The sequence below is a fragment of the Acinetobacter sp. NigerLNRRAM0016 genome, from assembly GCF_054112845.1.
The window spans coordinates 48,826-70,655 of the sequence record NZ_JBSYVT010000017.1; the positions used below are offsets into that span (position 1 = coordinate 48,826).

Genomic DNA, 21,830 nt, shown 5'->3' on the forward strand with positions numbered 1-21,830 from the left:
TTTCAATCATTTATTAATCATCTTAAAGCGTAGCCAATATATCTTTTAACGTTTGGCGTGGATTGTCAGATTTCGTGATTGGGCGCCCAATAACCAGGTGTGTAGAGCCATCTAACATCGCTTGTTTTGGTGTCACAATACGTTTTTGATCATCTGCATTTGCACCTTCAGGACGAATGCCAGGGGTTACCAACGCAAAATCCTGTCCCAATAAATCACGCAGCATCTTGGCTTCTTGTGCAGAACACACTACACCATCCAAACCTGACGCTTGCGTTAACTGTGCCAAACGTTTTACTTGCTCGAATGGTTCGATATCTAAACCAATATCACGCAAGTCTTCGCGACCCATTGAGGTTAAAACAGTCACAGCGATCAATTGTGTTGCATAATTGCCTGCTTTTAAACGCTCTACACAGGTTTCCATCATTTTACGACCACCTGATGCATGCACGTTCACCATCCATACGCCTAAATCAGCTGCTGCGCAAACTGCTTGAGCCGTGGTATTTGGAATGTCATGAAATTTCAAATCCAAGAAAACGTCAAAGCCTTCTGCATGCAAAGCTTTAACAACAGCTGGACCTTCATGGGTAAATAACTCTTTACCAACTTTTACTCGACATAATGCAGGATCTAACTGCTCTGCAATGTTCAACGCATCAATTTGGCTTTTAGCATCTAATGCAACAATGATACTCAAGAGAATTTACCTTTAGTCAGACAAAAAGAAAGCCCATTATAATGGGCTTTTATTATCGTTTGTTACATCAAATACAGTTTTTTCATGCCTTGCATTTGCAGCAGCCTCAGCAGCAGCCAATTGCGCAGCTTGAATTTGTTCTTTGCGTAGGTGATCAATATCCTTACGTAAGCGCTTAATCTCCCAACTTGTTTGAAACACACGGAATACTTGCACGCCAAGTAATAATCCCACTACCACACCTAATGCCAGAGTCAACAATAAAACTAAACCCAAACGCATTGCAGGGACTTGTGTAAACAACAAATCAACCGTGACTTCAGTACCATTCTGTAAAACCAAAGCCAACGAGTAACCAAATAGAATGATTAATATGGCGACCAATACATAACGCATATACACCCCACTTTTTATTATTATTGATTTATAGCTTCATTCACCGCATCACGTAATGCTTTACCAGGTTTGAAATGTGGAACCGCCTTTGCAGCAACTTCAACAGACTTTCCTGTTTTAGGATTGCGACCAATGCGTGGTTCACGATGATGTAAGGCAAAACTACCAAACCCGCGAATTTCAATACGACTATCAGACGAGAGTGCTGCAATCATTTGATCAATCATGATCTTAACTGCTTCTTCAACTAAAGGTTCCGCTAAGTGCGGGTTTTTTAGAGAAATACGCTCAATTAAGTCAGACTTATTAAGTGCTTCAGTAGTCATCTGCGACCTCTTTAATTATCAAGCTACTTGTACCTAAACTGATAATAACCTGTTTAAATACAAAACGGTAGCGCAATAATTAAATACTACGCTACCGTTTACAGTATTTGTGTAAAAAGTATTAGTTAAATTACATTAACAATACGATTTATACGACCTACTTAGTGGTTCATTTGAGCTTTGATCAAGTCACCAATAGTCTTAGGACCATTGTCTTGAGATGCAGATGCAGTCTTCAAGTTAGCAACAGCTTCTTTCTCTTCAGCTTCGTCTTTCGCTTTGATAGACAAGTTGATAGAGCGAGATTTACGATCAACGTTGATGATCTTCGCTTCAACTTCTTGACCAACTTCCAAGAATTTAGTTGCATCTTCAACGCGGTCACGGTTGATTTCAGAAGCCTTTAATTGAGCTTCTACTTCGTCAGCTAACTTAACAGTAGCGCCTTTAGCGTCAACTGCAGTTACAGTACCTTTAACCAAAGCACCACGTTCGTTAGCAGCTAAGAAATCGTTGAACGGATCGCTGTTCATTTGCTTGATGCCAAGGCTGATACGGTTGCCTTCAGCGTCTACAGACAAGATAACCGCTTCAACAGTGTCACCTTTCTTGTAACGACGGATAGCTTCTTCGCCTTGTTCGTTCCAAGAAATATCAGACAAGTGAACTAGACCGTCGATACCACCTGGTAAACCAATAAAGATACCGAAGTCAGTGATAGATTTGATCGTACCAGAAACTTTCTCGCCCTTGTCGTGGTTCTTAGCAAACTCTTCCCATGGGTTAGCACGAGTTTGTTTGATACCAAGAGAAATACGACGACGTTCTTCATCAACCTCAAGAACCATAACGTCAACTTCGTCACCAATCTGAACAACTTTAGATGGGTGGATGTTTTTGTTCGTATGGTCCATTTCTGAAACGTGTACTAAACCTTCAACGCCTTCAGCGATTTCAGCGAAGCAACCGTAGTCAGTTAAGTTAGTAACGCGAGCTTTAACGATAGAACCTTTAGGGTAACGGCTCATGATCGCTAACCATGGATCTTCGCCTAATTGCTTAAGACCTAAAGATACGCGGTTACGCTCTTTGTCAAATTTAAGTACTTTAACAGTAACTTCTTGACCAACTTCAACAACTTCTGATGGGTGCTTGATGCGTTTCCAAGCCATGTCAGTGATGTGAAGAAGACCATCGATACCGCCAAGGTCAACGAATGCGCCGTAGTCAGTAAGGTTCTTGATAGTACCTGTAACTGTTTGACCTTCTTCAAGCTGAGCAAGAAGAGCTTCACGGTCAGCTGAAGATTCAGCTTCCATAACAGCACGACGAGATACAACAACGTTGTTACGTTTTGCATCAAGTTTGATTACTTTGAATTCTAACTCTTTACCTTCAAGGTGAGTCGTGTCACGGATAGGACGAGTATCTACCAAAGAACCTGGTAAGAACGCACGAACTGGACCGATGTCAACAGTGAAACCGCCTTTAACCTTACCAGAGATAACACCAGTAACGATTTCGCCATCTTCAAAGATTTTTTCAAGTTTAGTCCAAGTTTCAGCACGTTTCGCTTTTTCACGTGATAAAACAGTTTGGCCCATACCGTTGTCAAGAGCTTCAACAACAACATCAACTGTATCGCCAACTTGAACTTCAAGTTCACGTTGTTCGTTTAAGAATTCAGCACGGTCAACAACACCTTCAGATTTAAGGCCAGTGTCAACAGTTACCCAGTCAGAGTCGATGCTTACTACAACGCCTTGGATGACAGCACCCTTTTCAACGTTGAGGTTTAATTCGCTTTCTTCAAAGAGGGCTGCAAAAGATTCGGTCATGATATACCCGATAAAGTATGCGGTCTTGGATCAGACAAGGCCGTTTTAGTTAAGCGTCTACATAGTCCGTTATAAACTGATCAAGCTATGCTTTCGCTAAAAATTTCTTTACTTCACTAATTGCTTATCGATATATTGAGTCATCAGATTAAACACTTCATCAATGTTTAATTCAGAGCTATCAATAATCAAAGCGTCGGCTGCGGGTTTGAGTGGAGCGACTTCGCGTTCCATATCTCGTTTGTCGCGAGCTTCAATATTAGCTAAAATGTCGTTTATTTTAACATCCAGCCCCATACCCTGCAACTGTTTTACCCGACGCTCTGCTCGGGATTGCGCTGAAGCCGTTAAATAAATCTTCGCTTGTGCTTCTGGAAAAATCGTCGTTGCCATATCTCGACCATCCGCAACCAAGCCTGGCGCTTGTGCAAATGCACGCTGACGGTCAAACAATGCCGTTCTAAGCACAGGAATTGCTGCGACTTTTGATGCGAATTCTCCTACACGTTCTGTTCGAATGGTTTGAGTGACATCTTCACCCTCTAATAAAATTTGTGTTTCATTTGGAGTGGTTACGAATTTTATGTCTAAATTTGTTGCAATTTCAGCACAACGATCTAATTGCTGATCCAGTACATCTAATAAGTTCTGCTTATGCAACGACAAACCCAATAAACGGTATAAAGCACCTGAGTCCAATAAATGGAACTGGTAATGTCCTGCCAGCTTTGCCGCAAGAGTGCCCTTACCTGAACCACTTGGCCCATCGATGGTAATAATATTTACTGTCATTGCTATTCCGTTTTACCTTATACAGATTTTGCGAGTTTAGAAAAGCCTAGTTTAATCGCTGATTTAAGCTGTGCAAGGATTAATTTATTGACAAATGGAACACGTGCCTGCAATTCAATCGTATAAGTCACCAATGTTGACTCAGGATTTAATGCCTCAAATTCGATTATGCCAAGATGGTGTTTAATCAATGGATTTTGAATAATTTTATATTCAATTCTTTGATTTTCCTGCATTAGCGTAATTTGTTCCTTCAATGGTTTTACAGGTCCCAAACCCAATCGTCTGACGGAGCTCAAACCATCTGAACGCTGAGGATCTGCCGAATCAACCACTCTCTCCACCTGAATGGGTGCAAACGCCACATTATAAGTTGCGTGCTTTGCTAATAAGTCAAAGACTTGCTGCACAGGCGCATTAAATTTCTTTTGTACTTGAATCGAATTCATATATTCATCTCAATTTGACAATTATTATTGTCATCAAATTCTACATGAAATTTGATCAATTATTTTAAACCGTCAAGTTTTTGTTGTATTTTCTGTTCTTTCTTTTGCAGTCGTCGCATTTTAAAGAAATCACCCAATTGCTGAGAACACTGTGCTTCTAGACACCCACCAAGCACTTCAAATTGATGATTGTAGTAACCTGTTTCTAATAGCTTTCGAGCACTGACCAACGAACCCGCCTTAGGCTCAGTCGCTGCAAATACCACACGTGCAATCCGCGCATGAATTAAAGCACCCACACACATGGTACAAGGTTCTAAAGTGACATATAAAACAGCATCAGCAGGAAGCCGATAATTTTGAAGATTGTGACAGGCTTGACGGATCGCCTGAATTTCAGCATGTGCTGTCGGATCCATCAGAGAAATGGGCGCATTATGCCCAACACCCAAAATTTGATTTTGACTCACCAATACCGCACCGACAGGAATTTCCTGTTCAGCGGCAGCCAATGCAGCCTGCTCAAAAGCAAGCTGCATCCAGTATTCATCTGAATAAATTTCAAATTCGGACATTGCTTTAGACAATCACACCATACTGTTTAAGAAGCTGATTCCAACTTTCAATGGTTGTTACAGGTGGATTAGAAGATAAAATACCTTTTAAAGACATATCCGTTCCCGCACTCCATTCTGGCGCCAAATCTTTATCCACCAGACGAGCGCGTACACCTTCAACAAAATCAGCATGGCGGATTTTCCAGTCAGAAATTTGTGTTTCCAACTCAAACACTTCATTCCAAGAATGGATTTGCTTGCCCCACTGCCACAACAACCAAGTTAAAGCTGCGGTTGCTGGAGAGCCTTTTTGCAAGTTTTCGCTGGCTTGACGCAACCAATCACTACGCGCATCACGTAAGCCAATAATCGACTCATAGTCATGCTCGAAATTCACACCACGGCAAACACTTTGAATGACATCTAATGAATTTTGTAATGGACCAGGCCCTACAGGACGATGCAGACTATTTAAAGTGTCATCAATTGCGCGGAAATCACCCGCTGGGTAATGTCCCCAATCAATATTAATCAGCTTATCCAACACTTTGTCGCGATGCGCATCACAGATATGCGTTGCCCAACCAATACTATAAGCACCTGCCGCTGTCATGATTGAACCCGTTAAACCTGTAAACAAGCCAATCGCACCACGGTCAGCCAAGAAACGGGTCGCCCCCACATCTGGATATAAACCAATATTGATTTCTGGCATTGCCAAACGTGAATACGGTGTCACCATACGGAATGGTGCCGCCATAAACAAACCTAGACCACCACCCATCACATAACCCTCACCCCAAACCAATACAGGTTTAGCGTAGTTATGTAAAAGTAGATCTAAGGCATACTCTTGCTCAAAGAATTTATTTGCTGCATCAACTTCAGAATTAATCACCAATTGACGCAATTTACGTACATCACCACCCGCACAAAATGCTTTCGGTGTGGTTGAGTCCAGCCAAATTGCTTTGACGCGATCATCGTGGTGAAAGTCCTGAAATACTTCCAATAACGCTGTAACAATCGATTCATCTAAAGCGTGTAACGACTTAGGGCGATTTAAACGGACAATACGCCAACCATTAATCGCTTCTTCTACAAGAACGTCTGGGTGATAATTTTTTAATACGGGAGAGTTTGTCATGCGTCCAGCTGCCAATCTATCGGCTCAATGCCATTATGTTTGAGATAATTATTTGTTTTAGAAAAAACCTTACATCCAAAAAAACCACCACGGTTTGCAGCCAAAGGAGATGGATGTGCTGCTTTTAAGATGAGGTGTTTGTTTGGATAAATTCTTTGTCCTTTACGTTGAGCATAGGCGCCCCAAAGAATAAATACAATGTGTTCTCGCTGTTCATTCAATACATCAATCACATGATCGGTAAAATTTTCCCAACCACGTTTTTGGTGCGAAGTCGGTTGCCCCGCCTCTACAGTCAACACACTGTTTAACAACAACACCCCTTGTTCAGCCCAATGGGTCAAGTCACCATGTCGCGGGATTTCTACACCTACATCCGCATGTAATTCATGAAAAATATTACGTAAGGAGGGTGGCAAGGCAATCCCTTTTTGCACAGAGAAACTCAAACCATGTGCCTGATTGGGTCCGTGATACGGGTCTTGACCCAAAATCACAACCTTTACTTGCTCTAAAGGTGTGGTATTAAACGCATTAAAAATCAAACTGCTCGGTGGATAGATTTCTTTCTGCGCTTGCTTTTCCGACACCAAAAAATCTCTTAACTCATCCATTTGCGGGCTGAGCAAGAAATCACTGAGTCCATATTTCCAACTGGCATCAAGCTGAACTTTATCCAACTTGTGTAGTTGTTGATCGGTATAAGACATGCTTATTTCCTAATCCCTTAAAATTCTTTCTTAATTTGTAAATTAAATTTTTACTTGTAAATCCACGCTTGGATTTTGGAATTTAAAACCTTGTTTCAGCTTTTGATACATCTGCGGATCTGTCCATTCCGACTGTACTTGCTCTGAAAATACAATCTCATCCAAAGACAAAATACCCATCTGCGCATTTTCAATATCTTCTAAAAAGCTTTGTGCATAACCTGTGTCTGTTTCATGCACGATCACAGAATAAACCTCTACATCACCTTCACCATTTTGTGTTTCGGTCGATGCAAGAATTTGCTGAGCCAAGAAGAAAAAGATTCGCGAGAATTGTTCTGCAGATGGTGAAACAGGCAATGCCACCCAACGTGCGCTGAATTTTTGACACGCTTGAATATATTCAGGATCATCATGCTGCCAAAAGCAGATGGCATGATCAAAACTGTCAAAAATGTCTTTGATAAGCCCTTTAAGCAAACCAAAGTCATATACCATTTGACCATGATCCAACTTCGAAGCTTTAAGTAATAATTCAACTTTATAACTATGCCCATGAATCGAACGCTTACAGCGATCCGATGTGCAGTTTCGCACAATATGCGCATTTTCGAACTTAAACAACTTACGAATTAACATGTGTCTGAATGGTATGAATCGTCAATAAAATAATGCTAATTATAGAACAAAAGTGAACTAAAGCGCATTAAATTTACCATTTATCACGATCGGTCTTTTCTGATTGCCTTATTCAGGTGCAAGCGAACGATAAAGCACATGCACTTTTTTATCTTCTCTGAGCAAATAGGTCTGAAATTGACGCTTTCTTTCGCTCAACATGACCTCAATTTTGGCCTGAAAGTAACTAGATTTCACACCAAGTAATGCATTTAAAGCGGTTTGATTTTCATTTTTGGCTTGAGAGAATGGCTCTAGACTCCACAATTCATCGACATTTGAAAAATGTTCCATATTCTGCTGTCTTTGCTCCAATACAGCCTCTACTGTTTTGAAATCCAAACTTTCAGCTAAACTCGCCAATACAATTGCAGGTGCTGTGTTGATATTCACTTTGGCATCTTGAACTGCAATAGCACTCACATAAGGCGCGATCTGCAAATACTTTTCACCGTCAAAGCCGCGTACCATTTTAAGCTCTTCAACCGCATGAAATTTGCTATTTGCAGGCAAATAAGCATTCCTCAAGCCTCGATAATAGCTATCCTCTGCGCCCATTGGGCCTATGGTTTCGTTGTCTGCATCCTGCCAATCAATCACTGCTTCGCTCAATTGCGCATTTAATCCGACATTCGTAAGTAATCGTTCAAACCACTCCTTTGCAACGACGTTCACTTGCCCTGAGTCATCCACAAGACTGTTTAAATTAAACTTACCGGACTCATCATAGAGTTGACCTGTAACATAACCATCTTCAACTGGGAATGCAGGCATAGGCTTCGCCCAGTTTTCCTGTAGATAATCGACATCACCTGCATTTTCTGCATCTTCCACCAATAACTCAGAAAAAAAAGTTTCAGCACTTTTGGCATACCATAACGACTGGTTCTGGCGCATCAAATATGCGGTATTTTCCGCAGTAAACTTTTGGCGCTGTGCAATTGTTGCAGCAAGAATGGTTGCCAAAGCCACCATGACCAAAATTGTAATTAATGCGATACCCTTTTGTTTCTTCATTTAGCATCTCATCATGAACAGCAACCTACACCCGAAGTGCTTAACTATTTTGTTTTTTGTCTAAATAATCTGTATTCAGCAAGCTAAAAATCCATTCATACGCTACGCCATTCACTGTTAAATTAATTTTTACGCCCTTAGGTAAGCGTTTCTTGATCAAAGCCTCATCAGATTGCCCAGACATCTCAGGCCAAGCGGAAGCTTCGTTTGGATTCAGCACGACCACCTGAAATTGCTCTACATTTTCCAGCAGGACACTGGATTCCGACTGCGTCTGTGATATGACATTTAAACCACGCTTGCGCACGCGATTTAAGGTCTGAGTATCCGCTTGATATTGATATTCCACCCGCTCTTCCGGAGGAATTCCCTGCAATAAAGGATCTGTTACCCCCACCTTACTAAAAGTAAAACGACCATTTTGTAAGATTAAAGCAGGATGAACATCACCATTCAGATTTGAGGTTAAAGGGGCAATCTGAATGGTATCTTTTAATATCTGTTGATAGGCTTGCTGTAAACTTGCCAATTTCTGTTCATGTTGTGCATTACGATCCTTTACTTTGATCAGGTAATCGAAAACTTTCCAGCCTAAAGCAGACAATACTGCAAAAATTGCAATTGCCACCAAAAGCTCCACCAAAGTAAAACCTGCACGTTTAGGCATAATCATGTTCTATTATTAAAAAAGACCAAATGCGTAACACCTGATTCAGCCTTACCCGTTTCTGTATTAAATAAACGCACCTGTATTTCAACCCGTTGTACATTTGGACTCATGGTTGATTGCGCAGTTTTTTCAACCTGCCAGTGCTCACCTTGTTGCGACAACTGTTCAGATTGCGTTCCTTCCAGCCATTCACCTTTAATTTGCATTTTGGCGATTTCATTTTGTGCCACAAATTGCGCTTTGGTACGTAACATTGCCTGAGCAGTTGCCTGTGTATATTGCATCGCCACTTTGGTTAAAGCCATCGCAGCAGTTGCAAATATTGCCAGCGCTACCATGACTTCCAACAATGTAAACCCTTTAGATTTCATTTATTTTACCTAAATGGTCAATTTCGATTTCAGGTCCAATTGACTGCTGGGAGAAATAGAACTGAATTCTCACTGGCTTTACTTCACCATTACCCAACCAAATTAATTGCGGAGCTTGATTGTTCAATAAAGCTGAATTTTGGGCATTATCATATTGATAATCAGTCGACTGAATTTGAAAACTCACATCATCAGGTAAAGGTTGGACTTTAAATGCTGAATACTCAGCCCAAAGGGACTGATTCAATGAAGGAGTTCGCTCAACACCTGCCTGATAATTTGATTGATTTTGTTGATATTCTACAACTGCATAGCGAAAAGGACTGACATCTGTTGCTGGCTGTATATTTAAGGCCAAAACCCGAGATTGATCGTTTGCTTCATGGGAAATACGCTGTAGATTCATTAAGAATATTTCGCGGGCTTGAATTGCTTTACGCTGATCAATCCCACCAAAGTTCATCATAATTAACGAAGTCACAATCGCAATGACCACAATAACCACCATCACTTCAATCAGTGTAAAACCGCGATTTGAAGCTTGATGATGGACAGTCATAGCTTGATCTTGATTCTAAGCGCTTACTTGCTTAGGCAAAGCAAGTGCTTGGTCGATATACGCCACACGCAATGTATCTCGCGAACCTAAATAACGCTGATAGAAACTTGAATTTAAGATTGCCGCTGCGCCATGGGTTAATGACCAAATTGAAGCCAAATAATCACGTACCGACATTGAGCTATGAATTGAAGCCAAATACGTTTCGGTCATGTTGATAATAAGGCGTAAACGGTGACGTCTGACTTTATACAACTCACTGAATAAATGCTGAATGCCCTGACCCGTTATGGACAAACGCTCTTCAATTTGATGGAACAGCACCGTCCGCTCAGGATGATGCAGATGATGCAACATAAAGAAAGCCAAATGTTCTGGAAAAGCCTTCTCTGAATCCATAATCATTTCAAGCAACATACGTTCATTACGAATAATCAACAGCATGTAGAGTTCATCTTTACTTTGAAAGTGCTTATAGAGAGTACCCTTCGCCAAGTCCAGCTCTGCCGCCAGAGCATCGAGTGTCATACCTGATTCGCCATTTTCCAGCAACAATTGCTCAGCCACTTGAAAAATTAGGGTTTCTCTTGCTCGAAACTGAGCTTGACGATCCATCTTCACTCTACACTCTCTTCAATTCTTATATTTAGTCTAAAACTACACAGTCTATTACTTTAATTGCAGCAAGTTTTCAAAATTCTGTGTTGTGATTAATGCCATTTCTTCCAGCGACTTATCATATACATCAGCCAAAGCTTTGGCTACATATGGCACATATTTGGGTTCATTTATTTTACCGCGATATGGCACTGGTGCAAGATATGGGCTATCTGTTTCAATCAATACTCGATCTAGTGGCACCTGCTTAGCCACATCTCTTAAATCCTGTGCATTCTTAAACGATACAATGCCCGAGAATGATACATAGTAACCGCAATCTAACACAGCTTTAGCTGTTTCCCAATCTTCAGTAAAACAATGCAAAATCCCATGCGTTGATTTTTCTGCACGAATGATATCCACAGTGTCATGTTTGGCTGAACGAGTATGTACCACAACAGGTTTTTTCACGATTTGCGAAGCATGAATATGTCGAGCAAAACATGCTTTTTGCTCCTGAATAAAATCAGCACTGTGGAAGTAATCTAGACCAGTTTCACCCAATGCCCAAACCTTATCTGCCTGAGCCAGCTCTACCAAATACTCTGTTGTTGCTCTTGCCATGGTAGCCGCATCTTCACAAGGATGCACTCCGACGGTATACCCCACATCTGCATGACGCTTAGCAATTTCAGCCAAAGCAATATGATCATCCAGATCGACCGAGATACTCATGAATTTTGTAACGCCAGCTTCTCGCGCTTGCGCCAAAGCCAAATCTAAATCTCCTCCATAAGGAGTCAGATCAAGCATAGTTAAATGACAATGGGTATCTACAAACACAATTTTTTCCTATTTCTAACCCAATTACATGGTGTAACTATAACGACCTTCGGCTTTAAAGCCTGCGAGAAGTTTTTCTGCCTCAGATTTAAAGTAAACCCCTTTCTCACCCACGAGCTGTATACCAAAACCTTGTGGCTTAATGCCATTCTGCTTTTGTGAAATCCAGATCACTTTACCAGTTAAGGGAATTTTTTGAGACTGATCAGGCAATGTGGTCAATACGAAGACCTCATCACCCAACTTGACTGCTTGCTTTGAAGGGATAAATAAACCACCACCTGCAACATAAGGCATGTACGATTTGTACAGTGTTTCCTTATCCGAGATATTTGCATGAATAATACCGCCCATACGTGGTTGCATTGTATTTCCCCTTTAAACATTCATTAGTTTTATACACAGTTGATCGAGTACTAGATTTGTTTGTACGTTTTGCTCGATAAACTGTTTGGACTGTTGTAAATCTGAATATAAATCAAAAAGCTTTTCTAAAGAATAGTGCTCTGCCAGCTGAACCAACTGCAAATCAATATTTTTAATGGGCTGATTCAGCTTGACACAAATCAGGTCAGCCAACAAGTACTCATACATACGACTAAAATCATCAAATGCCAACGCCTTCTGCCATTTAGTCGCAATAGCCATTGGCATATTTTTATCTGTGACCAATTTTTGCCAATCATTTAAAAAGTCTTGACGTAAATGCAGCCACTCACTCTGAGCAAGTACAAGTGCTTGAAGAGGCATATCGTTGGATAAATTCAACAACAATTGAAATTGCATTGGCGTCAATTCAGCAGCCAAGTGCGCTGATAAATAATCCTGAGTCTGTTCAGCACTGATTCGATCTAAAGCAAAATGTTGTAATCGACTGCGTATGGTGGCTGGTAATTTGAGATAGTGTTCGGCCAGAAGAATAATCACCACACGATCACCTGGTTCTTCAAGCGTCTTCAGCAATGCGTTTGCAGAAGCTGTATTTAACGCTTCTGCTGGCTCAATCACAATTACCCGCCAACCATCGACTGTTTGCTGCACAAAAGGCAACAAATCACGAATTTTCTCAATTTTGATTTTGGCATTTTGCTTTTTATTGTCTTCATCGGTCGAGATATACACATAATTCGGATGCGTATCAGATTTCAACCACTGGCAACTCCCGCATTCGCCACAGGGCGCATTACGTAAATGGCGTTGTTGGCACAGAATCCATGCCAAAAAATACTGGGTAAAGGCTTCTTTACCACAGCCCTTTTTGCCATAAAACAATAAACCATGTCCCAACTGTGGGAAACGCCCTGTTAAGGTGTTCCATACATTTTGCTGCCATGGAAAAATTTGTGGTTGAAGTTCTGTCTGCATCATCAATCTGTCTTATTCAAAATGCGCAACATCCATGGCATTTAAGCGATCAAGATCTTCTTGTGTATCCACCCCAGGTGGCAAATTAGCTTCAGCAACCGCAATTGCAATACGATGTCCATTTTCTAGTACACGCAACTGCTCAAGACTTTCAAGCTTTTCCAATACACCCATCTCCCAAGTCACATATTCTTGTAATAAACTAACGCGGTATGCATATAAACCCAAATGACGATAAGCTTGATTATGTAGTGCTGGATTGGCAAGTTTGGCACCATCACGGTCATAAGGAATGGTCGCACGGCTAAAATAAAGGGCTTGATTAAACTTCGACTTCACCACCTTTACAATGCTGTCACGCTGGAATTCTTCCATGCTATGAATCGGTTCGCACAGTGTCGACATTGAGCAGTCAGGCTGCGCGACCAAAAGCTCCGCCACTTGTTTCACCAAAGTTGCTGGCAATAACGGCTCATCCCCCTGAACATTGACAATAATATCGTCTTTATCCCAACCTTTAAGGCGTGCGACTTCGCTTAAACGATCCGTACCTGATGGATGATCTGCACTGGTGAGCACCACGTCCACACCTTCAGCACGACAAACTTCCGCAATGCGTGCATCGTCCGTCGCCACACATAAGTCATCAAAGCCTTGTACTTTTTTTGCTTGATCAACGACACGTAAAATCATTGGACGACCATGAATTTCTAACAATGGTTTACCAGGTAATCTTGAGCTGGAAAAACGCGCAGGAATGACGATATGTTTCATAATTCACTCTTATTCAATATGAATGCCTAAATCAGCCAACTGCTGATTGAGCACTCGATAACATGCACTTGAAAGTACAGCTTCAACTGGAACCACCCAAATTTCACGATTAAAATCTGGATGTTGTTTTAAAATTGGTAGCAGTTTAACGGCATCTTTTTCCGTGGTAATAATGGGATTGGTATCCTCAAACTGCAAATCTGTTAATTCATAATCATGATGATCAGGAAATTCGTGACACTGAAATTGCTTGATGCCAATAGATTCCAGCGTACGGTAAAAACGTTGTGGAAAACCGATACCAACAACGGCATAAAAATCTTGATCGGGATCGAAAGGGCGAGCTTCTAATGCATTCAGCAAATATGGCTGCGCAACCTCTAAATGCATATTCAACTCTGATTCAGGTTGAGCTGCATGTTCAATGACCGTTCCCGAACCTAATCGACTTTTCGGTTCGCGCAAATAACCTTCAGGTAAGAGTTTTTCATTCCCCAAACCACGATTACGGTCCAGTACAATCCATTCCAGCTGTCGTGCAAGCGCATGATGTTGCAAACCATCATCACTAATAATGAGATCCAACTCATGCTTTGCTAAAAGCAATTCAATGCTATGCTGGCGATTGGACCCAACCACCATAGGAGCACCTGTTGATTGCACAATCAGACATGGCTCATCACCCACTTGATCCGGGGTAGCTTCCAGTCCCACATAAGCAGGAAATGGACCCTTACCCCCATAACCACGACTAATAATGCCTACTCTGACATTTTTAGCTTGTAAATAATTTACCAGATGAATAAGCAACGGGGTCTTGCCACTGCCACCGACCGTTATGTTGCCAATAATCATCACTGGAACCGGTGCGGTATAAACAGATTTTAACCCTTTTACATAGAGCTTTTTATTGAGCCAAAACCCAAAATGATAAAGACAAGACAAAGGTCGCAGCACAATTAACCACTTTGCTTGTCGATTCCAAGCACTCTGAATAAATTGTGCGACTGACATTGCTTAGTTTTCCTCAAAATTACGCTGATGTAACTGGAAATAGGCACCACGTTTGTCAATCAATTCCGCATGAGAGCCATGCTCAACAATACGACCTTGATCCATCACCACAATACGGTCTGCATTTTCAATGGTCGACAGACGATGTGCAATCACAATGGTGGTTCGATCCTGCATTGCCGAATCAAATGCACGCTGAATAAAATATTCAGATTCATTATCTAAAGCGCTGGTGGCTTCATCTAAAATTAAAATCGGCGCATTTTTTAAGATAGCACGCGCAATCGCAATACGTTGACGCTGACCACCCGATAAATTCAGGCCTTGTGCACCCAATTGAGTGTCATAGCCTTGTGGTAAAGCCATAATAAAGTCATGTGCATAAGCAGCTTTAGCCGCTGCAATCACTTGCTCATCTGTAGAATCTTGCAATAAACCATAGGCAATATTTTCACGTACTGTACGGTTAAATAACACGACCTGCTGATTCACCATCGCAATTTGAGCGCGCAAACAGTTCACTTCAATTTCATCAATTGAATATTGATCTAGCAATAACTGCCCTGAACTGAGCTCATGGAAACGTGGCAACAAATTCACTAAAGAGGTTTTACCCGCACCTGATCGACCAACCAAGGCAACCGTTTCACCCGCTTTGACCTGCAAATTGAAATCACGGATCGCATGATGACCATCAGCATAAACCAAATTTACATCTTTAAACTGAATATCACCTTTTAATACAGGGGTTAAAGTCCCTGTATTTTTCTCCTCAGGCAGATCAATCAATTCAAATACTGAGTGTGCAGCAGCCATACCGCGTTGTAATTTCTCATTCACATCAGTCAAGGCTTTGATTGGCTTGCTCAACATCCCCGCTGCTGTAATATAAGCAACGAATTCACCCGCCGTGGTATCACGTAAAATTTCAGGGCGCAAGGCAATCCACATGATAATACTCATTGCGATGGACATGATGAACTGCACCACAGGGCTGTTCAACTGCTGCACCACCACCATTTTCAAACCACGCTTGAGGTTTTCAATCGACGTCGCTTTAAAACGCTCTTGCTCATAAGCTTGCCCACCAAAACCCTTAACCACCACATTACCATTCACCGTCTCTTGCACCACATGATTCACATCGCCCATGGTGTCTTGCACTTGTAAAGACAATTTACGCATGCGCTTCGATGCTTTACGAATCAACAAGCCAATCAAAGGCGCAAAAATCAGAATGATGAGGGTCAAACGCCAGTTGGTATAAATTAAATAACCCAACAAGCCCAAGGTAATTAAACCTTGCTGCACAATTGTTTTCAAAGACTCAGAGGAAGCAGCCGTGAGCTGTTCCACGTTATACATAATTTTTGCAGTGATGTGGCCACTGGTATTGTCTAGATAATACTGCGAAGGTAATCGTAACAGCTTCGCGAAGACTTCCTGACGAATATCGAACACCAAGTTTCGCGAAATGACCGCTGTAAAATAGCCACCAATGAATGAGCCCACACCACGGAAGAACATCAACAACACCACCAAAAACGGGATAAGATTGGTAAAACCCTGATCCCGATGTTGAATGGCTGTAATAATTTTTTCCAACAACTTTGCAATAGATACTTCGGTTGCTGCGTTAATAGCAAAACCAATGACGATTAAAATCGCTACGCCCCAAAATCGCTTTAGATAGCCTAAAAGACGTAGATAGACCTTGAAATCCTGATTCACTAATAACCTCGAGATGGTACTTTGGTACTGATATTCACATTCACAAAACCGAGCTGCCCTGCAACATCCATCACACGAATAACGTCCTGATGAGTGGCTTTGGCATCTGCAGCAATCACAAACATTAAATCACGTCGCTCGTTAGAAATCTGTTTAATTGCAGTACTTAAATCCGCGACTTCTTTACTCGACAAAGCTTGCCCATTGACAGCATAGTGACCCGAAGAGTCTACAATCACTTCAATTTTTTGATTGTATTGCTTCGGAGGTACACCCTGCGCATCAGGCAAAGTCAAATTCATGCGACTGAATTGATTAAATGTGGTTGATAACAGCAAAAACACCAAGATAAACAACAAGCAGTCAATCATTGGTGTCAAATTAATATGAATATCTTCAACTTGCCTACGCTTGAATTTCATATTCCACCTTAGCCCGCTTTACGGAGTTCTTGCTCTTCAACAGCAGAATTTTGGTAGAAAAGAGCTGCATGGAATAAAGTTGATTGCTGTTCTAGCTCTGCAACATATTCCTGCACCAAACGCTGAAAATAGCGATAGGCAAATAAAGCAGGAATGGCAATTAGCATACCCGCGGCTGTTGTAATTAAAGCTTTCGAAATTCCTGGAATCATCATGGTTGGGTTGCTATTGGTACCAATATCAATCACCAAGAAAGACTCAATAATCCCGACTACAGTACCCAACAATCCCAACAACGGCGCTACCGCACTTAAGGTCCCCAAAAAATTGATATTTTTTTCCAAATAACCAATTTCTTGAGATGCGGTTGCTTCCATTTGTGCGCGCGCATATTGCTCGGTGTATTTTTTGCTTTGGATACCTGAGACTAAGATACGCCCTAGGCTACTCGACTGTAGGTTCTGACTATTTTGTAATTGTTGTACGACCTGCTGTACATCCTGTCCTCCACTTAACAGTAGCTCTTTTGGCAACACCATTGAACGCTTTAAACGAATAAAACGTTCAATCGCAATTGCAACTGTAAAGATGGAGCATAAAACCAGTGGAATCATTAACCATCCACCAGCTTTTACTAATTCCCACATTATTCTTCCCCAAGAATTTTAAAAATTAATCAGCTAAACAAATATTCAAAATACCATCCAGCTCATCGAGTGAATGATAATGAATCACCAGTTTGCCTTTACCCTGCTTATTATGGTCAATTTTTACATCAGCACTAAAACGCTCAGCCAAACGCTGCGTGAGTTGCTGTAAATCTGGTGCTACTTCCGTTTTGGCCTTTTCAGCTTTTGGCGCCGTCAACTCACGTACCAACTGTTCTGTTTGACGTACAGATAGGCTTTTTGCAATCACCAACTCAGCAACTTTTATTTGCTCTTTCGCTTTCAAAGTTAGAATTGCACGCGCATGCCCCATATCAAGCTCGCCTTGCTGCATCATGTCTTTCACAGGTTCTGCCAAAGTCAATAAACGCAGTAAATTACTGACGGTCGTACGGGCTTTACCCACTGTGTCAGCAATTTCTTGATGGCTTAAACCAAATTCATCATGAAAACGTTGTAGCGCAAGGGCTTGATCAATTGGATTTAAATCTTGACGTTGAATATTTTCAATCAATGCCAATGCAATCGCAACCTGATCATTCAGATCACGCACCAAAGCTGGAATTTCAGTCAATCCCGCCAATTGAGCCGCACGCCAGCGACGCTCACCAGCAATAATTTCATAAGGATATGCATCATCCGCAATTGGACGAATCACAATCGGCTGCATCACGCCATGTTTTTTAATGGATGCCGCTAATTCCTGTAAATCATTTTCATGAATAAAACGACGCGGTTGATATTCACCACGTTTAAGCAAATTGACATCAATTTGTTTCAGCTGACCATGATCCAATGCTTGAACTTCAAGTTGTAATTTTTCTTTTTGGATTGACCCAAGCAAGGCATCCAGACCACGACCTTTGGCAAGTCCGCGTTTTTTTAAGGTCATGCTTTACTTCCTTTCTTCACTTTGCTTTTCTTTAAAATCTCAGCTGCTAAATTTAAGTAAGCAACTGCACCCTTTGAACTTTTTTCAAAATAAATAATCGGTAAACCGTGTGCTGGCGCTTCAGCCAAACGTACATTACGTGGAATCACTGAGTCATACAGTTTTTTCCCAAAGTACTGTTCGAGTTCTGCAGACACATCACGGGTCAAGGCATTACGACCGTCATACATGGTACGCAAAACCCCCACAACCTCTAGGTCAGGATTCAATGCCTGCTGAATACGGTCGATGGTTTGGGTTAAGTCCGCCAAACCTTCGAGTGCATAATATTCGCACTGCATTGGAATAATCACACCTTGCACCGCTGCTAAGGCATTTACCGTGATTAAACTCAAACTTGGTGCGCAGTCCACAATAATATAATCAAAAGCATGATCAATACTTTGTAATGCATCACGCAAAATAAACTCACGACCTTCCTGCTCGGCAATCGCAAGTTCTACACCCGCCAAGTCACGGTTTGCACCAAGAACTTTATAACCCACTTCTGCTTTGCTAATTGCTGTTTCAATTGGCACTTCACCCAAGAGGACATCGGTAACTGAATATAATAGGTCATTCTTTTGAATGCCCGACCCCATCGTGGCATTACCTTGTGAATCCATGTCCACAAGTAAAACCCTTTTTTTCAGCACGGCTAACGATGCTGCCAAATTAACTGCGGTTGTGGTCTTTCCTACGCCACCCTTTTGGTTCGCAATCGCAATAATTTGAGCCATGACCCCAGTCCTTCGAAATAATTAAATCTGTTTCAATAATAATAAATGGCGTTGCTCATCTAATCGAGGTACTTTCAACTCGATAATTTCACAACTGTATTCATCTTTTAATGCGATAATTTCATCTTCAGGAATCAAGCCTTTCATAGAGGCAATGATGCTCTTGTCATGCATATAGGGCTTGGAAGCAGTTACAAAGTCAGTCAGTGAAGCAAACGCTCGACTGGTAATGACATCAAACTGTCCTAAATCACGAATACTATCTTCATCTTCAACACGTGTTTGCACAGCAATCACATTTTTTAATTTTAAGTCTGCAATAAACTGTTTTAAGAAACGAATCTTTTTACCATTAGAATCCAACAGTACGCAATCACGTTCAGGCTGACATAATGCAATGATCATGCCTGGCATACCACCACCTGTACCGATATCAAGCAAACGCCCTTGAGGTAAATCCTTCAAAATACTCAAACTATCAAGCAAATGCTTGACCAGCATTTCTTTAGGATCACGGATTGCAGTTAAGTTATACGCCTTATTCCAAAGAACTAAAGCGTCTTGGTATTTGAGTAATAAATTTAAAGTCTCTTCGCTGAGCTCTAAACCTAAAGCTTGACTACCCTGCTTTAGTTCTTGAAAAAACGTGTGCATATACAATTAACGTCTCGAAAATGTTAGGTGAAGTATACCGATTTATACATGAAGTCATAGTGGCTTATGCTTAGTGAATATTCACTTAAGCATACATGCCTTGCCTAATCTGCAAATCAAGGGCAGATAAACGCTCTGGCGTGCCCACATCTACCCAAGAAGCCTGCATTTTTTCTGCCGCAACACGACCATCCAGCATGGCCTGTTTTAACAATGGTGCTAACGGACGCTTGCCATTTTCCAAACCAGCAAACATTTGTGGATGTAATACCGCAACACCACTATAGGTCAAATCTTCTCCTTGTTGCGCTTGTTCAAAAGTATAAGCACGTCCATTCACCAGCGTGAAATCACCTTGCAAATGCTGTGGGGGATTTTTCACAAAGACCAAATGCGCCAAATCTTGATTGAGTTCGACATCCAATAATGAAGCGAAATCGAAAGTCGTCCAGACATCGCCATTCACCAAAATGAAAGGTTCCGTACCCAATAAAGGTAAAGCATTAATAATGCCACCAGCGGTTTCCAAACCTTCTTCTTCGCGCGTCCACAAAATATTGACACCAAATTGCGAACCATCACCCAAAGCACCAATCAGCACATCTGCCAACCACGCAGAATTAATCACAATTTCGGTGACACCAATCTCTTTGAGTTTTTCGATGTGCCAAACAATCAGCGGCTTACCACCGACTTCAAGCAAAGGCTTAGGCTTATAAAGGGTTAAAGGACGCATCCGATTCCCTAAACCCGCAGCTAAAATCATGGCTTTCATGCAGCAACAACCTCGTATTTGCCATAGTTTTGTTCAAATTTCGGCATTACTTTAACCTGAATAAACTGCATAAATGGTTGTAATTCTGCATATGGCTTGCTTTCTTCCAACAAATACCACATGACACGTGGCAAGTCTTTGAGATAGCCAGATTTACCATCACGCTCAAACAAGCGCACAAAAATGCCTAAAATTTTAATATGACGTTGAATGGCCATTAAATCTGCATCTTGCTTAAACTGTTCAAAGTCGCGCCCTTCTTTTGCTGAAGCAGGCAATAAATCATAGAACACTTTAAACCAGCCGTACACGCGCACAGGATCCCACTGCACATAGGCATCACGGGTAATTGAAATTAGATCATAGGTATCTGCACCAATCACTGCATCCTGAAAGTCGATCACACCCTGCTCTTGCTCACCAGCTAAAAGCATTAAATTACGACTATGAAAATCACGGTGCACAATTACTTGTGGTTGAGCCAACGCAGCATTGGCTAAAATCGCAAATGTACGCTTAATCAATGCAGACTCTTCATCCGTCGGTTGAATCTGCAAACTTGGCAGCAACCAATCGGTGAGCAATGACATCTCAGTCAGCAACTTTTCATAAGAATATGCTGGGAAATGACCTTCACCATTAATGGACTGCAATTGAATCAACTGTTTAAAGCTTTGCTCATAATGCGTATCAACCGTATGGTCATCTAACTGTGTAGAGAGCAACACATCGCCAAAATCTTCAAGCAGCAACAGGCCGTGCTCTAAATCCTTCGCCACAATATGCGGTACTCGCACGCCATGTGCATCAAAAAATTCATCAATCGACACAAAAGGTACACAATCTTCTTTCTCAGGAGGTGCATCCATCAACATAAATGTTTTATTATTCAAATTGATTCGTGCATAACGACGGAAGCTAGCATCGCCTGCTAAAAAATTAATTTCAAATTGATCTGAACCAAGTACAGATGTAATCCATGTTTGTATCAATTGTTCACGTTGTGTATTCATTTGCGATAAATTCTAATACAGGCTGAGTTTTTAAAGTGCTAAGTGTAGCCACTTATCAACTTTTTCTCTATGATGCGACAATAATTA

28 protein-coding genes are annotated in these 21,830 nt (G+C 41.4%); all 28 read right to left on the reverse strand.

Annotation, left to right across the window (positions count from 1 at the left end):
- Window positions 1-22 precede the first annotated feature (22 nt).
- Window positions 23-703 (reverse strand): orotidine-5'-phosphate decarboxylase, encoded by a 681-nt coding sequence (gene pyrF / locus ACWQ4X_RS11825; protein WP_457903768.1) that lies wholly within the window; start codon window positions 701-703, stop codon window positions 23-25.
- A gap of 36 nt (window positions 704-739) precedes the next feature.
- A complete protein-coding gene (locus ACWQ4X_RS11830; protein WP_044740024.1) occupies window positions 740-1,099 on the reverse strand; it encodes a lipopolysaccharide assembly protein LapA domain-containing protein in 360 nt (119 codons plus the stop codon).
- 20 nt (window positions 1,100-1,119) lie between these two features.
- A complete protein-coding gene (locus ACWQ4X_RS11835; RefSeq protein WP_100242426.1) occupies window positions 1,120-1,425 on the reverse strand; it encodes an integration host factor subunit beta in 306 nt (101 codons plus the stop codon).
- Window positions 1,426-1,586: 161 nt separating this feature from the next.
- Window positions 1,587-3,263: a 30S ribosomal protein S1 gene (gene rpsA, locus ACWQ4X_RS11840; protein ID WP_016167693.1), complete on the reverse strand. Its 1,677-nt coding sequence runs from the start codon at window positions 3,261-3,263 to the stop codon at window positions 1,587-1,589.
- A 108-nt stretch (window positions 3,264-3,371) separates the two neighbouring features.
- Window positions 3,372-4,055 (reverse strand): (d)CMP kinase, encoded by a 684-nt coding sequence (gene cmk / locus ACWQ4X_RS11845; protein WP_457903769.1) that lies wholly within the window; start codon window positions 4,053-4,055, stop codon window positions 3,372-3,374.
- A gap of 17 nt (window positions 4,056-4,072) precedes the next feature.
- Window positions 4,073-4,504, reverse strand: a complete 432-nt coding sequence (locus ACWQ4X_RS11850; protein WP_457903770.1) for an SRPBCC family protein — start codon at window positions 4,502-4,504, stop codon at window positions 4,073-4,075.
- Between the two features lie 59 nt (window positions 4,505-4,563).
- The gene (tadA, locus tag ACWQ4X_RS11855) at window positions 4,564-5,079 is read right to left on the reverse strand and encodes a tRNA adenosine(34) deaminase TadA (RefSeq protein WP_457903771.1); all 516 of its coding nucleotides are present in this window, start codon (window positions 5,077-5,079) and stop codon (window positions 4,564-4,566) included.
- 4 nt (window positions 5,080-5,083) lie between these two features.
- On the reverse strand, window positions 5,084-6,208 hold the full coding sequence (locus ACWQ4X_RS11860; protein ID WP_457903772.1) for an enoyl-CoA hydratase/isomerase family protein: 1,125 nt from the start codon (window positions 6,206-6,208) through the stop codon (window positions 5,084-5,086).
- A complete protein-coding gene (gene ung / locus ACWQ4X_RS11865) occupies window positions 6,205-6,918 on the reverse strand; it encodes a uracil-DNA glycosylase (protein WP_457903773.1) in 714 nt (237 codons plus the stop codon). The genes ACWQ4X_RS11860 and ung overlap by 4 nt, the downstream gene beginning before the upstream one ends.
- A 42-nt stretch (window positions 6,919-6,960) precedes the next feature.
- The gene (locus ACWQ4X_RS11870) at window positions 6,961-7,557 is read right to left on the reverse strand and encodes a 6-pyruvoyl trahydropterin synthase family protein (protein WP_457903774.1); all 597 of its coding nucleotides are present in this window, start codon (window positions 7,555-7,557) and stop codon (window positions 6,961-6,963) included.
- A gap of 108 nt (window positions 7,558-7,665) precedes the next feature.
- Entirely contained in the window at window positions 7,666-8,613 is a 948-nt protein-coding gene (gene gspK, locus ACWQ4X_RS11875; RefSeq protein ID WP_457903775.1) for a type II secretion system minor pseudopilin GspK, read from the reverse strand.
- Window positions 8,614-8,653: 40 nt separating this feature from the next.
- A complete protein-coding gene (locus ACWQ4X_RS11880; protein ID WP_457903776.1) occupies window positions 8,654-9,280 on the reverse strand; it encodes a type II secretion system protein GspJ in 627 nt (208 codons plus the stop codon).
- Between the two features lie 2 nt (window positions 9,281-9,282).
- The gene (gspI, locus tag ACWQ4X_RS11885) at window positions 9,283-9,654 is read right to left on the reverse strand and encodes a type II secretion system minor pseudopilin GspI (RefSeq protein ID WP_457903777.1); all 372 of its coding nucleotides are present in this window, start codon (window positions 9,652-9,654) and stop codon (window positions 9,283-9,285) included.
- Complete coding sequence (locus ACWQ4X_RS11890; protein ID WP_457903778.1) at window positions 9,644-10,213, reverse strand: prepilin-type N-terminal cleavage/methylation domain-containing protein; 570 nt, start codon at window positions 10,211-10,213, stop codon at window positions 9,644-9,646. The genes gspI and ACWQ4X_RS11890 overlap by 11 nt, the downstream gene beginning before the upstream one ends.
- Before the next feature lie 15 nt (window positions 10,214-10,228).
- Window positions 10,229-10,828 (reverse strand): TetR/AcrR family transcriptional regulator, encoded by a 600-nt coding sequence (locus ACWQ4X_RS11895; RefSeq protein ID WP_457903779.1) that lies wholly within the window; start codon window positions 10,826-10,828, stop codon window positions 10,229-10,231.
- 54 nt (window positions 10,829-10,882) lie between these two features.
- A complete protein-coding gene (locus ACWQ4X_RS11900) occupies window positions 10,883-11,656 on the reverse strand; it encodes a TatD family hydrolase (protein WP_457903780.1) in 774 nt (257 codons plus the stop codon).
- A gap of 24 nt (window positions 11,657-11,680) precedes the next feature.
- Entirely contained in the window at window positions 11,681-12,022 is a 342-nt protein-coding gene (locus tag ACWQ4X_RS11905) for a PilZ domain-containing protein (protein ID WP_100242414.1), read from the reverse strand.
- 12 nt (window positions 12,023-12,034) lie between these two features.
- Window positions 12,035-13,021 (reverse strand): DNA polymerase III subunit delta', encoded by a 987-nt coding sequence (locus ACWQ4X_RS11910; RefSeq protein ID WP_457903797.1) that lies wholly within the window; start codon window positions 13,019-13,021, stop codon window positions 12,035-12,037.
- A gap of 12 nt (window positions 13,022-13,033) precedes the next feature.
- On the reverse strand, window positions 13,034-13,795 hold the full coding sequence (gene kdsB, locus ACWQ4X_RS11915) for a 3-deoxy-manno-octulosonate cytidylyltransferase (RefSeq protein WP_100242413.1): 762 nt from the start codon (window positions 13,793-13,795) through the stop codon (window positions 13,034-13,036).
- A gap of 9 nt (window positions 13,796-13,804) precedes the next feature.
- Window positions 13,805-14,809: a tetraacyldisaccharide 4'-kinase gene (gene lpxK, locus ACWQ4X_RS11920; RefSeq protein WP_457903781.1), complete on the reverse strand. Its 1,005-nt coding sequence runs from the start codon at window positions 14,807-14,809 to the stop codon at window positions 13,805-13,807.
- A gap of 3 nt (window positions 14,810-14,812) precedes the next feature.
- Window positions 14,813-16,540, reverse strand: coding sequence for a lipid A export permease/ATP-binding protein MsbA (msbA, locus tag ACWQ4X_RS11925; protein WP_457903782.1), 1,728 nt, complete (start codon window positions 16,538-16,540; stop codon window positions 14,813-14,815).
- On the reverse strand, window positions 16,540-16,962 hold the full coding sequence (locus ACWQ4X_RS11930) for an ExbD/TolR family protein (protein WP_142768934.1): 423 nt from the start codon (window positions 16,960-16,962) through the stop codon (window positions 16,540-16,542). The genes msbA and ACWQ4X_RS11930 overlap by 1 nt, the downstream gene beginning before the upstream one ends.
- Before the next feature lie 8 nt (window positions 16,963-16,970).
- Window positions 16,971-17,609 carry a MotA/TolQ/ExbB proton channel family protein gene (locus ACWQ4X_RS11935; protein WP_457903783.1) on the reverse strand — a complete coding sequence of 213 codons (639 nt, stop codon included), beginning with the start codon at window positions 17,607-17,609 and terminating at the stop codon, window positions 16,971-16,973.
- 25 nt (window positions 17,610-17,634) lie between these two features.
- A complete protein-coding gene (locus tag ACWQ4X_RS11940; protein WP_457903784.1) occupies window positions 17,635-18,522 on the reverse strand; it encodes a ParB/RepB/Spo0J family partition protein in 888 nt (295 codons plus the stop codon).
- Window positions 18,519-19,301: a ParA family protein gene (locus ACWQ4X_RS11945; protein ID WP_100242407.1), complete on the reverse strand. Its 783-nt coding sequence runs from the start codon at window positions 19,299-19,301 to the stop codon at window positions 18,519-18,521. The genes ACWQ4X_RS11940 and ACWQ4X_RS11945 overlap by 4 nt, the downstream gene beginning before the upstream one ends.
- A gap of 21 nt (window positions 19,302-19,322) precedes the next feature.
- Entirely contained in the window at window positions 19,323-19,955 is a 633-nt protein-coding gene (gene rsmG, locus ACWQ4X_RS11950) for a 16S rRNA (guanine(527)-N(7))-methyltransferase RsmG (RefSeq protein ID WP_100242406.1), read from the reverse strand.
- A gap of 85 nt (window positions 19,956-20,040) precedes the next feature.
- A complete protein-coding gene (gene murU, locus ACWQ4X_RS11955) occupies window positions 20,041-20,730 on the reverse strand; it encodes an N-acetylmuramate alpha-1-phosphate uridylyltransferase MurU (protein ID WP_457903785.1) in 690 nt (229 codons plus the stop codon).
- Window positions 20,727-21,743 carry an aminoglycoside phosphotransferase family protein gene (locus tag ACWQ4X_RS11960; RefSeq protein WP_457903786.1) on the reverse strand — a complete coding sequence of 339 codons (1,017 nt, stop codon included), beginning with the start codon at window positions 21,741-21,743 and terminating at the stop codon, window positions 20,727-20,729. Before ACWQ4X_RS11960 ends, murU begins: the two co-directional genes overlap by 4 nt.
- Window positions 21,744-21,830 lie beyond the last annotated feature (87 nt).

Bases quoted from the DNA above. Each gene is read 5' to 3' on its own strand.
- lpxK (WP_457903781.1), bottom strand. From the start codon at position 14,809: ATGTCAGTCGCACAATTTATTCAGAGTGCTTGGAATCGACAAGCAAAG.
- gspK (WP_457903775.1), bottom strand. From the start codon at position 8,613: ATGAAGAAACAAAAGGGTATCGCATTAATTACAATTTTGGTCATGGTG.
- ACWQ4X_RS11880 (WP_457903776.1), bottom strand. From the start codon at position 9,280: ATGCCTAAACGTGCAGGTTTTACTTTGGTGGAGCTTTTGGTGGCAATT.
- ACWQ4X_RS11910 (WP_457903797.1), bottom strand. From the start codon at position 13,021: ATGCAGACAGAACTTCAACCACAAATTTTTCCATGGCAGCAAAATGTA.
- rpsA (WP_016167693.1), bottom strand. From the start codon at position 3,263: ATGACCGAATCTTTTGCAGCCCTCTTTGAAGAAAGCGAATTAAACCTC.
- rsmG (WP_100242406.1), bottom strand. From the start codon at position 19,955: ATGCACACGTTTTTTCAAGAACTAAAGCAGGGTAGTCAAGCTTTAGGT.
- ACWQ4X_RS11870 (WP_457903774.1), bottom strand. From the start codon at position 7,557: ATGTTAATTCGTAAGTTGTTTAAGTTCGAAAATGCGCATATTGTGCGA.
- ung (WP_457903773.1), bottom strand. From the start codon at position 6,918: ATGTCTTATACCGATCAACAACTACACAAGTTGGATAAAGTTCAGCTT.
- ACWQ4X_RS11835 (WP_100242426.1), bottom strand. From the start codon at position 1,425: ATGACTACTGAAGCACTTAATAAGTCTGACTTAATTGAGCGTATTTCT.
- cmk (WP_457903769.1), bottom strand. From the start codon at position 4,055: ATGACAGTAAATATTATTACCATCGATGGGCCAAGTGGTTCAGGTAAG.
- ACWQ4X_RS11890 (WP_457903778.1), bottom strand. From the start codon at position 10,213: ATGACTGTCCATCATCAAGCTTCAAATCGCGGTTTTACACTGATTGAA.
- ACWQ4X_RS11945 (WP_100242407.1), bottom strand. From the start codon at position 19,301: ATGGCTCAAATTATTGCGATTGCGAACCAAAAGGGTGGCGTAGGAAAG.
- gspI (WP_457903777.1), bottom strand. From the start codon at position 9,654: ATGAAATCTAAAGGGTTTACATTGTTGGAAGTCATGGTAGCGCTGGCA.
- kdsB (WP_100242413.1), bottom strand. From the start codon at position 13,795: ATGAAACATATCGTCATTCCTGCGCGTTTTTCCAGCTCAAGATTACCT.
- ACWQ4X_RS11850 (WP_457903770.1), bottom strand. From the start codon at position 4,504: ATGAATTCGATTCAAGTACAAAAGAAATTTAATGCGCCTGTGCAGCAA.
- ACWQ4X_RS11830 (WP_044740024.1), bottom strand. From the start codon at position 1,099: ATGCGTTATGTATTGGTCGCCATATTAATCATTCTATTTGGTTACTCG.
- ACWQ4X_RS11930 (WP_142768934.1), bottom strand. From the start codon at position 16,962: ATGAAATTCAAGCGTAGGCAAGTTGAAGATATTCATATTAATTTGACA.
- murU (WP_457903785.1), bottom strand. From the start codon at position 20,730: ATGAAAGCCATGATTTTAGCTGCGGGTTTAGGGAATCGGATGCGTCCT.
- ACWQ4X_RS11895 (WP_457903779.1), bottom strand. From the start codon at position 10,828: ATGGATCGTCAAGCTCAGTTTCGAGCAAGAGAAACCCTAATTTTTCAA.
- ACWQ4X_RS11905 (WP_100242414.1), bottom strand. From the start codon at position 12,022: ATGCAACCACGTATGGGCGGTATTATTCATGCAAATATCTCGGATAAG.
- ACWQ4X_RS11860 (WP_457903772.1), bottom strand. From the start codon at position 6,208: ATGACAAACTCTCCCGTATTAAAAAATTATCACCCAGACGTTCTTGTA.
- ACWQ4X_RS11940 (WP_457903784.1), bottom strand. From the start codon at position 18,522: ATGACCTTAAAAAAACGCGGACTTGCCAAAGGTCGTGGTCTGGATGCC.
- tadA (WP_457903771.1), bottom strand. From the start codon at position 5,079: ATGTCCGAATTTGAAATTTATTCAGATGAATACTGGATGCAGCTTGCT.
- ACWQ4X_RS11960 (WP_457903786.1), bottom strand. From the start codon at position 21,743: ATGAATACACAACGTGAACAATTGATACAAACATGGATTACATCTGTA.
- ACWQ4X_RS11935 (WP_457903783.1), bottom strand. From the start codon at position 17,609: ATGTGGGAATTAGTAAAAGCTGGTGGATGGTTAATGATTCCACTGGTT.